This is a genomic window from Streptomyces sp. NPDC086554 (assembly GCF_040686095.1).
Classification (GTDB): Bacteria; Actinomycetota; Actinomycetes; order Streptomycetales; family Streptomycetaceae; genus Streptomyces.
This window is the reverse complement of record NZ_JBFBJK010000035.1, coordinates 43,029-56,594: the sequence shown is the minus strand read 5'-3', so window position 1 is coordinate 56,594 and position 13,566 is coordinate 43,029. Positions and strand designations below refer to the sequence as shown.

General features: G+C 72.2%; 9 protein-coding genes and 1 pseudogene. All 10 read right to left on the bottom strand.

The features are described from left to right. Nucleotides 1-100: 100 nt before the first annotated feature. Nucleotides 101-841 (bottom strand): DUF3159 domain-containing protein, encoded by a 741-nt coding sequence (locus AB0O76_RS38860; protein ID WP_365501544.1) that lies wholly within the window; start codon nt 839-841, stop codon nt 101-103. A 3-nt stretch (nt 842-844) separates the two neighbouring features. Further along, nucleotides 845-1,243: an OB-fold nucleic acid binding domain-containing protein gene (locus tag AB0O76_RS38855; protein ID WP_365501542.1), complete on the bottom strand. Its 399-nt coding sequence runs from the start codon at nt 1,241-1,243 to the stop codon at nt 845-847. An 89-nt stretch (nt 1,244-1,332) separates the two neighbouring features. Next, on the bottom strand, nt 1,333-2,049 hold the full coding sequence (locus tag AB0O76_RS38850) for a response regulator (protein WP_365501540.1): 717 nt from the start codon (nt 2,047-2,049) through the stop codon (nt 1,333-1,335). Between the two features lie 44 nt (nt 2,050-2,093). Further along, complete coding sequence (locus tag AB0O76_RS38845) at nt 2,094-4,637, bottom strand: sensor histidine kinase KdpD (RefSeq protein WP_365501538.1); 2,544 nt, start codon at nt 4,635-4,637, stop codon at nt 2,094-2,096. Between the two features lie 140 nt (nt 4,638-4,777). Further along, entirely contained in the window at nt 4,778-5,458 is a 681-nt protein-coding gene (locus AB0O76_RS38840; RefSeq protein WP_365501536.1) for an ABC transporter ATP-binding protein, read from the bottom strand. Between the two features lie 95 nt (nt 5,459-5,553). Next, nucleotides 5,554-5,746: pseudogene (locus AB0O76_RS38835) on the bottom strand (hypothetical protein); the annotation flags it as partial. Nucleotides 5,747-5,784: 38 nt separating this feature from the next. Further along, nucleotides 5,785-6,702, bottom strand: coding sequence for an ABC transporter ATP-binding protein (locus tag AB0O76_RS38830; RefSeq protein ID WP_365501534.1), 918 nt, complete (start codon nt 6,700-6,702; stop codon nt 5,785-5,787). Beyond that, nucleotides 6,695-9,427, bottom strand: a complete 2,733-nt coding sequence (locus AB0O76_RS38825) for a hypothetical protein (protein WP_365501532.1) — start codon at nt 9,425-9,427, stop codon at nt 6,695-6,697. The genes AB0O76_RS38830 and AB0O76_RS38825 overlap by 8 nt, the downstream gene beginning before the upstream one ends. Nucleotides 9,428-9,492: 65 nt before the next feature. Continuing rightward, nucleotides 9,493-12,780 (bottom strand): ABC transporter permease, encoded by a 3,288-nt coding sequence (locus AB0O76_RS38820; RefSeq protein ID WP_365501530.1) that lies wholly within the window; start codon nt 12,778-12,780, stop codon nt 9,493-9,495. Between the two features lie 111 nt (nt 12,781-12,891). After that, nucleotides 12,892-13,563 (bottom strand): potassium-transporting ATPase subunit C, encoded by a 672-nt coding sequence (locus AB0O76_RS38815; protein WP_365501594.1) that lies wholly within the window; start codon nt 13,561-13,563, stop codon nt 12,892-12,894. Nucleotides 13,564-13,566: the final 3 nt, after the last annotated feature.

The following is a 13,566-nucleotide window of genomic DNA, read 5'->3' as shown; positions in this document are numbered from 1 at the left end:
GGGGGGGGTGCTGGCGGCGTGCTTGACGCGGCTCTGGCTGTATGTGTTTGGGGGCGCCCGGGATATCCCGGGCGCCCCCATCCACGTACAGCGAAGGAAATCAGACCTCTCGGCGGTGCTGCCCGGCCGCGGCCTTGCGCTCCTCTTCCGCCTTCTCGGCGGCCTCCATCTCGGCGAAGACGTCGATCGGCGCCGGCGCCTTCGCCAGGAAGACCCAGGTCAGCCAGACGGCGAGCAGGAACGGTGGGATCTTCAGGGCGATCAGGACCCAGCCGAACTGGGTCGTGTCCGCCCACCAGTAGAGCGGGAAGAGGATCGCGCACTTGGCGAGGAGGATCAGGCCCCAGGCCCAACTGGCCTTCGTGTACGCCTTCTTGCGGCCGGGGTTGCGGGTCCGCCAGGAGAGGTTCTCCTTGAAGACCGGGCCGAGGATCAGGCCGATCAGCGGGACACCCGCGATGGCCGTGATGATGTAGGCGAGGGCGAGGCCCAGGGTGTAGAGCATGCCCGGCAGATAGAAGTCCTTGGCGTTGCCGGTCATCATCGCGAAGACCACACCGAAGGCGACACCGAAGACGCCGCTGAAGGCGTGCTTGACGGTGTCCTTCATGACCAGGCGGACCGCCACGAGCACCAGGGACACCGCGAGGGCCGCGATGGCCGACATGTGCAGGTCCTTGTTGATCGTGAAGATGGTCACGAAGAGGAGGCCGGGGAGGACGGTTTCCACCAGGCCCCGCACGCCGCCGAAGGCCTCGAAGAGCGCGGCCTCGGTCACGGCCCTGGATGCGGTGTCCTGGTCCGTGCTTCCCTGGTCCGTCGACTTGTCGAGGGACGTCACCGGCTACTCCCGTCCGAGGGGTCTGAGTTCGTACTTGGGGTTGAAGAGCACCCGTCGGCCCCGGCTCATCGAGATCCGGCCCGACGCGATCAGCTTGCGCCCCGGTTCTATCCCCACGATGGAGCGCCTGCCGAGCCACACCACGTCCAGCGCCGCCGACCCGTCGAAGAGCTCTGCCTCCAGGGCCGGGACCCCGGCACGTGGTCGCAGGGTGACCGTGCGCAAGGTACCAGTAACCGTCACTATCTGGCGGTCCTGGCAGTCTCCGATGCGGATGCAGCCGGTCGTCTCGGAGTCCTCACGCAGCTCTTCCGACTCCAGGTCCTCCTGGGAGGAGGACAGCCGGTCGAGCATGCGCCGGAAACGGCCCGCCGGCTTCTCTGAACCAGGAACAGCACTCATACAGGAAGCGTACCGGGGGTCGCCGACAGCGCCGCAATGGGTGCGCTCATCTGTGCTTATGCCCGCTCAGTCCCGGATCGACCCTTGACTCACCGCTCGAACCTGTAACCCATCCCGGGCTCGGTGATGAAGTGCCGCGGATGCGCGGGGTCCGCCTCCAGCTTGCGGCGCAGCTGGGCCATGTAGACGCGCAGGTAGTTCGTCTCCGTGCCGTACGAGGGGCCCCACACCTCCTGGAGCAGCTGCTTCTGGCTGACCAGGCGTCCGGTGTTGCGCACCAGGACCTCGAGCAGATGCCATTCGGTGGGCGTCAGGCGTACGTCGCGTCCGTCGCGGTTGACCTTCTTGGCGGCCAGGTCGACCGTGAAGTCCTCCGTGTCCACCATCACGTCGTCCTCGCCCGCTCCGACGGGCTCGGCCCTGCGGATGGAGGCGCGAAGCCGGGCCAGGAGCTCGTCCATGCCGAACGGCTTGGTGACGTAGTCGTCGGCGCCCGCGTCGAGGGCCTCGACCTTCTCGTCCGAGCTGTGCCGTGCGGAGAGCACCAGGATCGGTACGCGGGTCCAGCCGCGAAGACCCCGGATGACCTCCACGCCGTCCATGTCGGGCAGGCCGAGGTCGAGCACGATCACGTCGGGGTGGCGTGCGGCGGCGAGCTGGAGCGCGGTGGCTCCGTCCGGGGCGGCGTCCACCTCGTACTTGCGCGCCTTCAGGTTGATCACGAGGGCGCGTACGATCTGCGGCTCGTCGTCGACCACGAGCACCCTCGTGGGGGTCCGGAGTTCTCCCCCGGGAGCGTGCAGCATGCGTACCTGCCTTTCGGGCTTATCGGTCCTGTGGATGGTGGCGGTCACGAGGTGACCTGGGCGGAGAGATCCGGGCGGACCGGCGGCCGCCCCGCCGCCGCCCGCAGCGTGAGGACCATGGTGAGGCCGCCGCCCGGGGTGTCCTCGGCCTCGAGCGTGCCGCCCATGGCCTCGACGAAGCCGCGGGCGACCGCGAGGCCCAGGCCGACGCCCGCACCGCGCGGAGCGTCACCGTAGCGCTGGAACGGCTCGAAGATACGGCTCTTCGCCGTATCCGGGACGCCGGGGCCCCGGTCGACGACGCGGACCTCGACGCGGTCGCCGAGGGCGCTCGCGGAGACGAGGACCGGTTCGGCGTCGGGGCTGTACTTGACCGCGTTCTCGACGATGTTGGCGACCGCGCGCTCCAGGAGCCCCTTGTCGACGGCGACCATGGGCAGCGTCTCGGGGATGTCGAGCTCCGCGCTGCCGTCCGGGACGCCGCCGAGCGCCATCGGGACGACCTCGTCCAGGTCGATCTCGCGGATCAGGGGGGTGACGGTGCCGGTCTGCAGGCGCGACATGTCCAGAAGGTTGCCCACCAGGTGGTCCAGGCGGTCGGCGCCGTCCTCGATGCCCTCAAGGAGCTCGGCCTGGTCCTCCTCGGACCAGGCCACGTCGTCGGAGCGCAGCGAGGTGACGGCGGCCTTGATGCCCGCGAGCGGTGTACGCAGGTCATGGCTGACGGCGGCGAGCAGCGCGGTGCGGATGCGGTTGCCCTCGGCGAGTGTGCGGGCCTGGTCGGCCTCGGACTGCAGGCGCTGGCGGTCCAGGACCACGGCGGCCTGCGCGGCGAACGCGGCGAGCACCCGGCGGTCCTCCGCGGGCAGCACCCGTCCGGAGAGGGCAAGCGCCATGTGGTCGCCGACCGGCATGTCCACGTCCGCGTCCTCGGGGCGGCCGAGCGGCTGCGGACCCACGCTGCCCGCGCAGGTCCAGGGTGCGACGTCGCTCTCGCGCTCCAGGAGGGCAACGGACTCCATGCCGAAGGTCTCGCGCACCCGCTCCAGGAGGGCGTCCAGCGAGGTCTCGCCGCGCAGCACGCTACCGGCGAGGAAGGAGAGTATCTCCGACTCGGCGCGCAGCCTGGCGGCCTGGTGGGTGCGGCGTGCGGCGAGGTCCACCACGGAGGCGACGGAGATCGCGACGCCCACGAAGACGATGATCGCGACGATGTTCCTGGAGTCGGCGATCGTCCACAGATGCAGCGGCGGCGTGAAGTAGTAGTTCAGGAGCAGCGAGCCGACCGCCGACGACGCCAGGGCGGGCAGCAGGCCGCCGAGCATGGCCGCCGCCACCGTCAGCGTCAGGAACAGCAGCATGTCGTTGGCGAGGCCGAGATCGGCGTCGACATGGGTGAGCAGCAGCGTCAGGAGCGCGGGGCCGCCGATGCCCACCAGCCAGCCCCAGATGATCCGGGACCGGCCGAGCCGTGCCCCGCGGGCCACGGGCAGTCCGCGCCCCTTGGCGACCTCGTCGTGCGTGACGATGTGGACGTCCAGGTCGGGGCCCGAGTCGCGGGCCACGGTCGCGCCGACACCGGGCCCGAAGATGTACTGCCAGGCCTTGCGGCGCGAGGAGCCGAGGACGATCTGGGTGGCGTTGACACCGCGGGCGAAGTCGAGCAGCGCGTCCGGTATGTCGTCGCCGATGACGTGGTGGAAGGTGCCGCCCAGGTCCTCCACGAGGGTGCGCTGGACCGCGAGCTCCTTGGGAGAGGCCGCGGTCAGGCCGTCGCTGCGGGCTATGTAGACGGCGAGGATCTCGCTGCCCGACCCCTTGGCGGCCATGCGGGACGCGCGGCGGATCAGGGTGCGGCCCTCGGGGCCGCCGGTGAGGCCGACGACGATGCGCTCGCGGGCCTGCCAGGTGGAGCGGATGTTGTGCTCGCCCCGGTACTGCTGGAGGTATTCGTCGACCCGGTCGGCGACCCAGAGCAGCGCGAGTTCGCGCAGGGCGGTGAGGTTGCCGGGGCGGAAGTAGTTGGAGAGGGAGGCGTCGATCCGGTCGGGCTTGTAGATGTTGCCGTGGGCCATGCGGCGGCGCAGTGCCTGGGGCGACATGTCGACCAGCTCGATCTGGTCGGCCCGGCGCACCACCTCGTCCGGCACGGTCTCGCGCTGGCGTACGCCGGTGATCGACTCGACGACGTCGCCCAGCGACTCCAGGTGCTGGATGTTCACGGTCGACACGACGTCGATGCCCGCCGACAGCAGCTCCTCGACGTCCTGCCAGCGCTTGGCGTTGCGCGATCCCGGCACATTGGTGTGCGCGAGTTCGTCCACCAGGGCGACGGCGGGCGACCGCTCCAGGACGGCGTCGACGTCCATCTCGGTGAAGAGGGTGCCGCGGTACTCCAGCTCATTGCGGGGCAGCTGTTCGAGGCCGTGCAGCATCACCTCGGTGCGCGGCCGGTTGTGGTGCTCCACAAAGGCGACCACGCAGTCGGTGCCGCGCTCGACACGGCGGTGCGCCTCGGAGAGCATCGCGTACGTCTTGCCGACGCCCGGTGCCGAACCCAGGTATATCCGAAGCTTGCCGCGTGCCATGGCCCCATTGTCTTCCTGAAACTGCTCTGTACGCAGCGTCGACCTTACGGCCAACAATTCTCGCAAAAGGTACGAGGGGGTACGGGAGGGCGCTCCTTGACGCAACCCTGATGTGTGGGTCGGGGCTCGACCGCAGGGCGTCAGTGCTCCACGATCTCGCCGTCGCTCAGTTCCAGGACCCGGTCGGCGAGGTCGAGCAGCGCCGTGTCGTGCGTGGCGACCAGGGCGGTGACGCCCTCGCTCCGGACGACGGCGCGCAGCAGCTCCATCACGGCGAGCCCGGTCTCCGCGTCGAGCTGACCGGTGGGTTCGTCGGCGATCAGGAGAGACGGCTCGTTGGCGAGCGCGCGGGCGATCGCCACGCGCTGCTGCTGCCCTCCGGAGAGCTCACCCGGCCGCTGCCCGGCATGGTCGGCGAGCCCGACGAGGGCGAGCAGGAGCTCGACCCGCTCCTCACGCGCGCGCGGATCGGTCTTCTTGAGCCGGAGGGGTACGCCGACGTTCTCGGCGGCGCTGAGGATCGGGATGAGTCCGAAGGACTGGAAGATGAAGCCGACGCGGTCGCGCCGCAGCTCGAGAAGTCCGTCCTCGCCGAGGCCCGCGAGTTCGAGACCCTCGACGGTGATCTTCCCCGCGTCCGGGGTGTCGAGCCCGCCGACGAGGTTGAGCAGCGTGGTCTTGCCGGACCCCGACCGCCCCTTCAGGGCGACGAGCTCGCCCCGCGGGACGGTGAAGGAGACGCCGCGCAGGGCGTGCACGGCGGCCGCTCCGGTGCCGTACGACCGATGCAGATCCTCGACGACGACCGCGTCCTGCGTCATGCACACTCCCCCGTACGGTCCTGTTGGGCCGGGCGCCAGTATGGTCACCGTACGCCCGGCCCAACAAGGTCCGGATCAGCTCGGGTTGTTCGCGTGGGCAGCGAGCCGTCGGACGCGAGATGGACGTAGGCGGCCGTACGGTACGGAACTTCGCCATCGCCTTGTCGTACGCCCCTTGTCGTCGAGGAAGAAGGAGATGCCGATGGCGGCCTCCATCATCGACAGCTCCCAATTGCCGTTGGAGTTGGAGCCGTTGATGATCTCGGGCAGATAGACGTTGCGCAGCAGGGCACGGACGCCCAGGCCATCGCAAGAGCCCGGTGGAGTTAGAGCTCCTGCTCCGGGCCCGGCCCGTCACCCCAGACCCCGATGTGGTCCGTCTCCTCCGTGAGCCGCACCCGCCCTTGCAGCCCATAGCGCTCCACGTACTCACGCGGCAGCTGCAACCGCCCCGCCCGGTCCAGAACCGTGAACTCCTCTCCCGTGCCGCCCTGTTCACGCAGCGTCTCCGTAGACGTACGACCGTCCCGGATGCGCACGGTGCGGCGGACCTGCCCGGAGACCAGCGGGTCGTGCGTGACGACCAGGACGGTCGCGCCGAGCTCCTCGTTGGCGCGGCGCAGCGCGGCGAACACCTCCTCGCCGCTGGCCGTGTCCAGCTCCCCGGTGGGCTCGTCGGCCAGCAGGACACGCGGCGCGTTGGCGGTGGCGACCGCGACGGCGATCCGCTGCTGCTCGCCGCCGGACAGCTCGGCGGGGCGCCGGTCGCGGCAGTGCGCGACGCCGAGCACGCCGAGCAGTTCGACGGCCCGCGCCGCGCGCTCGCGACGGGGCACGCGCGCGTACTTCATCGGCAGCGCGACGTTCTCCAGGGCGGTGAGGTAGGGCAGGAGGTTGCGCCCGGTCTGCTGCCAGACGAAGCCGACGGTGTTCCTGCGGTAGCCGAGGCGTTCGCGGCGCCCCATGGTGAGCAGGTCGTGGCCCGCGACCCTCGCCCGTCCCGCGGTCGGCAGATCGAGCCCCGAGAGGATCGACAGGAGGGTGGACTTGCCGGAGCCCGAGGCACCCACGAGGGCCACGCACTCCCCTTCCCCGACCACCAGGTCGAGCCCCTGGAGTGCCTGCACCTCCACCGCGTCGGTGCGATAGACGCGTACGAGGTTGTCGCAGACGACCATGCCTTCGTCGCCTGCGGGACGGCGCGCGGCGGTCGCCCGGGCCTCCAGGTCGGCGAGTTCAGTCATCGTTCCTCCCCAGTCGCAGGACGGCGCCGAGACCCCGTCGCCGTCCGAGCCATGTCTCCACGCCCACCGCGGCGGCCACCAGGGCAAGGGCCCCGGCGGCCGGAACCGCGGTGAACAGCGCGTCGGTCCGCAGGGTGGGCGCGGTGGGCCCGCCGGTGAACTCCCGCAGGTCGAGGGCGGGTCCGAGCAGCTCAGGCAGGGTCAGACCGAGCGTGACGCCGCCCGCCACGGCTGCGAGCACCAGCGGAAGGAGCTGGAGCAGATGCAGTCCGGCGACGGCACGGCCGCCCAGGCCGAGCGTGCGCAGCCGGGCGGCGGTGCTGCCGCGTGCGGGGGCGGACAGCAGGAGTTCGAGTACGAGGGCGAGCAGCGCGAGGAGCACGGCCACGGCGGTGCACTCGGTGTGGGCAGCGGTCACCGCGGCGATCAGGCCGTCCTCGTCGGCCTCGGCCTGCTCCTCGGCGCGGATCCGCAGCTCTCCGCCGCCGGCGCCCGGCGCGCTGCGCGGGACGACGGAACGCAGCCGGTCCGGGTCCAGGCGCGGCCCGTACAGGAGCAGGGCGGACTCCTCGAACTCGCTCGCTTCGAAGGCCTCCAGGTCCCGGTTGTCGGCGAGCAGGAGGTGCTCTCTGCCCTCGGTGCCGTCCCGTACGGGGCCGAGGGCGGGGTCGCTCTTCACCGCGTCGGGGAGGGGGCCCACGACGCGCAGGCGCCGCTCCTTGCCGTGCACGGTGATGGTCAGCACGTCGCTCGCACCGGCGGCGTCGGCGAGCACCCGGATGTCACGGCTGCCACCGCCCCCGCTGATCCCCGCGTCGATGAGCGCGCGGGCCGCGGACGAACTCCCCGCCGCGGACCGCAGTTTCACGCCGTCGACCCCGACCAGGCTCGCGATCCCGTACCGCCCGCCGTCCGTCCCGCTCATCGGGTCGACCCGCAGCTGCCGCACCGTCACCGTCTCCCGCACCCCACGCGCGCGTGCCAGGCGCTCTGCGGTCTCGGAGTCACGCCCCGCCCCCAGGAAGGAGGCATCGGCACCCACCCGCCAGGCGGCCGCGTCCCGCCGCCCCTCCGTCAGCGTCCCGGTGACCAGACCGCCGAACACGGTACCGGCGAGCGTCACCACCAGGACGAGCAGCGCGAGCGCCCGGGCGGGGGCCTCCTTGGCGGCACGGGACAGCGCGATGAGGACCACGGCTCCGCGCCACCGGGCCGACCAGCGCGCGACAAGGCGTACCGGCAGGGGATAGAGCCGCACAAGGACCACCACGGTGGCGAGCCCGAGCAGCACGGGCACGGCAGCCAGCAGCGGATCGTCCCCCGAGCCGCCGGTCGTGCCACGGGCCCGCAGCGCCAGCACACCCCCCGCCGCGACCACCACCACACCCGCCTCGGCGACGACACGGCGGCCGCCACCGGAACCCCTGTCACGGAGAAGGGCCCGGTCCCGCACGGCCCACCAGGTGAGCAAGGGCAGCAACAGCCACCCGCACAGGGCGACGAGCAGCCCACGCCCGTACGCAGACGACGCTGACGACGACACACCCGGCAGCACCGAGGCGCCCGCGCAGCCGGCCACGAACCCCAGGACCACGGCCGGCGCGGTCCACAACGCACGCCCCAGAGCGATCCCCGATGCCGATGCGCCACGCGCGCGTTGCAGACGATGAACGTCAAGCCGACGGCGTACGGAAAGCAGCGAGGCGACCACGACGGCGGCAAGGCCCACTGCCGTCACCGAGGCGAGCGCGAAGGAGATCACGACACTCGCTTGCCGCCACTGCCGCTGGAACTCGTCCAGGGTGTCCGGCAGTTGGGTCGTGGTCTCCATCTCCGTGGCCGGATGCGAGCCGAGGGCACAGGCCATGCCGCCGTACATCCCGAAGTCGCAGGTGACGCCCTGCACGGACTCCGGATAGCGGAACATGAGGCGCTCGAAGTCGCGCTGCCCCTGCTCGCCGACGAAGCGCGCGGCGTCCGCGCCGAGGTCGAGCCGCATGCCCCAGACCACGGTGAGCTCGGCACGCGACTGGTTCTGCAACACTTCGACGCCGCGCGGCGCAATAAGGGCTCCGGCATACCGCACCACATCATCCGCGCCGCCGCGCGGATCCCGTGCCGTGCGCGCGAGCAGGGGCTGCTCGCGCCAGAGCCGCCGCCCGTCATCGGCGGCGAAGAACCCGACCACCCGTGCCGGTGCGTCCACGTTCTCCAACGCGCCGGACCCGAGCCGGAGTTCCTGCCCGAGCCGCAGCTTCAGCGCGTCACGGGTGCGGGTGGAGACGGCGATCTCGACCACGCTTCCACGCGCGCGTGGGGGCCGCCCTTCGGCGTAGTCGGCAGCGGACGGCGCGTCGGAGGCGTACGACAACGACAGCGTGGTGCCGTCACCGATCCGCACACCGGGCAGCGCGATCCGGGTGGAGTCACGGACGAGCTCCCTCCGCAGGGCCGCGGGCGCGGCATTCTCGATGACGGTCGAGAACCGCCCCAGATCGGCACCCAGCGCACTCTTCTCCCCGGGCCGCTCCACCTCCGGATCGAACCGCATCCGGTGCGTGATCCCGGGCACGGCCCGCTGCTCCTGCTCAAGCCGCGACACCAACGCGTCCCCGGAAGACCGCTCAAGCACCCCGGGCCCGGCCACGACAACCCCACTGAGCACGGCGACAAGCAAGGCAAGACACCCCAGCAGCCCCAACTCCCCCCGCACCACCCACCTCATACGCCACCACACCAAACCCGCACCCGCCGGAACCGCCAGCCCCGAACTCCCCCCGCCCCCGCCCTTCACACGTCCTCCCCCGCCCGCAACACCCGCCCCAGATCCACCCGTGCCACCACCCGCGCCGCCCCGCTCACCACCGCGCAGATCACCAGCGTCACGCCCGCCGCCGCCAGGCAGACCCGGCCCCACGGAACCTCCGTGAGCAGGCCGGGGAAGACCGGGGCGCCCTCCGCGTCCACCGTCACCACCGGCATGATCACCGCGGCGAGACCCGCTCCGAGAGTCGTGCCCAGGATTGCCGCCGCCCCGGCCAGCGTCAGCTGCTCCGTCCACAGGTACGCGGCGAGCTGGCCCCGCCGTACCCCCAAGGCACGCAGCAGCGCGAACTCCCGTCCCCTGGCCCGCGCCGAGAGCACCGTGTGCAGGGTGAAGGCGATGACGGCGAACGCCGGTGCCAGCGCGAGACACAGCAAAAGGCCCGCACGCGCCCCACGCCGCAGGGGGTCCTCGCCGAGCTCCACGCGCGCGTGGGGCACGTCCACGGCCGTGCCGAGGCGAGGCCGGTCCCGCACCGCCTCCCACGCGGCCGTGGCGTCACCCCGCTCCGCCCCCGCCCACCACATGCCCTCGGACCCCGGCAGCGCCCCGCTCAGCACCAACTGGGCGGCCATCGCTCGCGAGTCGGCGAGCAGCCGGGGCCGGTCACGCGCGAGGCCCGGCACCGCCGCGATCCGCCCGACGATCTTCAGCCGCGCATCGCCACCCGTACTCCGCCGCACCGTCACCGTGTCTCCGACCCGCACCGCACCGGAGTCAAGGAGCGCACGATCGGCGAGCGCGGGCGCGGCAGGGCGCCCCTTGGCGCTGTCGGTGCCGAGGCGGACGCTCCACGTCGGGTACTTGAGCCGCGTATCGGGTCCTCGGAGCACCGCGTCGAGCAGCCCGCCTGCTCCCTTGGCCCCCTTGCCGGCCCGGTCCGCGCAGAGGACCGGGCCCGGCGCCTCGCCCACCGCCCCACGCGGTTTCTCGGCCCCGGGGCACCCCGCCCCGTACCGGTCGGGCGCATCCGCGCGCAGGTCGTGCCAGCGAGCCGCCCGGGTGAGACCGGGCACCCGGTCGACGCGGAGCCGGTAGGTGCGCCGCACCGTCTCGCCCACCATGCTCAGGTCGATCTGCAGGATGCGTACGCCACCACTGCGCACCGGCACCTTCAAGGGAAGCGTCCTGGAGCCACCTTCTTTAAGAAGAACGGCACTTGAGTGGACGAGACCGTCGTCGTCCTCGAAGAAGACGGTGAGCCGGACGGGCACCGCGCGACCGGGCCCGTCGGCCGACAGACCGACCCGGAGCGGGAGCCGACCCTCCGAAGGAACAACCGCAAGACCGTGCGACGGAATCCCCTGCCCCAGCGGCGCGACCAGCTCCCGGAGGGGCCGGTCCGCGAGATCGGCCCGCAGCGAAGGCACCGGACCACGCCCGGTGTTGACCCCCGTGACGGCCACCGCGTCCTGCCCGATGTAGCCCTCCGTGGTCACCACGGGAGTGACCGCGGTGACCCCCGGCAGCGCGCCGTACGTCACGCGCCGCGCCCCGGACGGCACGCTCTCGCCCGGCTCGATCCGCAGATCGGCGCCCACCCGGAAGGCGGCCTGGTCCTGGTCCCCCCGGTCGAGCACGGCCAAGGCGGTGCTGCTCAGCCCCGCCACGGCCAGGGCCAGCGTCACCACCAGGGCGGGCCCCGCGTGCCGCGCCGCACGCCGGCCGATCTGCCAGCCGCCGAGCGGCAGCACAAGCCCCTTGCCGCGCCGGGCCAGCGGGTCGATGGCCCGCGTGAGCAGGGGCAGCAGCCGCAGCACGAGCAGCGCCGCCGCGGTGGTCATCACCACGGGCGCGAAGACGAGCACAGGGTCGACGCTGCCGCCCGTCACCGGCGACCGGTACTGCCGCAGTTGCAGCCACCCGAGGACCGCCACCGCCGCCAGCGCCCCATCGGCCCCGACCCGCTGCACCCCCGCGAACCTCCCCACCCGCAGCCGGAGCCGGCTCACCGCCCGCCGGTCCCGCACCGCCCGCGCCGTGGGCAGCAGCACCGCGGCCCCGTGCACCAGGACGGCGAGTGCGGCGGCCACCCACCCCGCGGTGATCGCGGCCGTGTCCGGTGCGTCACCGTGCAGCAGCCCGGCCCCTTCGAGCAGCCGCAGCAGCGGCCCGGCGATGAAGGGCGCGGCGACCCCCATCGGCAGGGCGACGGCCGCCCACTGCACTCCGGCCGACACCACGAGCCGTCGCGTTCCCGCACCCCTGGCCGCCAGCAACGCCAGCTCCGGGCGCCGGTGTTCGGCGAGCTGGCGCCCGGTGAGCAGGAGGGCGGCGACCGCGAGGGCGGCCAGCAGCGTGGCCGGGACGTAAAGACCGGCACGGGCCACGGCGATGGGCGTCGTCAGCCGGTCGACGGCCCTGCGCAGCCCCGCCGACACGGTCAGATCGGCCGCGGGCCCCTTGCCCCGCAGCACCGAGAGCGAGGCATCGCTGCCGCCGAACGTCCGGGCCCGCTCCCCCAAGGCGTCGATGTCACCGAGCCGCAGCCCCCGCACATCGGGCACGCCGAGCCACAACGCCGCGGCGTCCTTCGCGAGCACCGGCCGCGCCGCGAACGCGCCGCGCGGCACCAGCGCGATGGAGTCGGCCGTGCCGAACGTGCTGCTCAGTCCTGCCCATATCGCGGGCGCGTGCCCCTCGGTCGCGTAGAGCCCGACCACCCGCATCCGCACCGGCCGCCCGCCGGCGCCGCTCACGCGCAGCTCATCACCGGTCCGCACCGCGAGTTCGGCCGCGAACACCTTGGTCAGCACGGTCTCCATGACCTCAGGGCCGGAACCTGAGGAATCCGAAGAGCCCGAAGAGCCCGCGGAGCCGCCGCGCGGCCACCGGCCCGCCACCAGGTCGGCGTGGCGCCGCGCCCCTTCCAGCGCGACCACGGACACCGTGGCGTCCTCGCGGCGGCGCCCTGCGGCCTCGGTCAGGGCGAGCTCGTCGTTGCGCGCCGCAGGCGCCCGCAGCGCGAGATGGGTCCGATGGGGTACGTCGCCATAGGTGCGGTCGACCGCGGCCCGTACGTCCGCGTCCCATTGCCGCACAGGGCCGGACCGGTAGCACCCGGCCACCTCGACGACGGCCTCCCGGTCCGCGGCGAGCCGCTGCCGCACCCCGCCCTCGACGGCCTTCTCGGTCAACGCGGCGAGCGCGGCGAGCACCGTGGCGGCCAGCAGGACGGCGAGCCCGGCTGCCCCGAGCACCATCCCGTGATACCGGCCGCTCCGCACCACGGCGGGCACGCGCCGTCCGCTCACCGCACCGGTCTCCCCCCCGCGTGACCGGCACAGTATGGACGTACGCAAATGTGGCCCGCAATGGTCCGGACAGACCGGATCACCGCGGGCCACAAGGGAGTTGAGGAGCCGTCAGTTCCCTTCGGCGACAAGCTCCTTGAGTGCGATGTTGAGCTGGAGGACGTTGACGCGCGGCTCGCCCATGAAGCCCAGGATCCGCCCGTCGACGTGCTCGTCGACCAGCTTCTGGACCTGCGCGACGCTCAGGTGGTTCTTCTCCGCGATGCGGTGCACCTGGAGGTCGGCGTAGTCCGGGGAGATGTGCGGGTCCAGGCCCGAGCCGGACGAGGTGACGGCCTCGGCCGGCACGTCGGAGGGCTTGACCTTGAAGTCGGCCGTGGAGTTGTCCTTGACGACGGCCGCCTGCGCGTCCTTCACCTGCTTGATCAGGTCCTTGTTGTCACCGGAGAGGTTGGTGGCGCCGGACAGGATCAGCTGGTACTGCGTGTTGACGCTGTTCTCCCCCAGGCCGTTGGAGGGCCGCGGCTGGAACCACTTGAGGTCCGGCTCCGCGGTCTCCTGGCCCTTCTTCAGGGGCAGGTCGTAGCGCTGGCCGATGAGTTCGGAGCCGACGACCTTGCCGTCCGCCTTCACCTCGGATCCATTGGCTTTGTCGTTGAACACGGCCTGCGCCACACCGGTCACGGCGAGCGGGTAGATGACGCCGCAGATCACGGTCAGGACGAGCAGGGCCCGCAGGCCCGCCCACAGCAACCGGCCCGTGTTTCCTACCGAGTTGTTCATAGC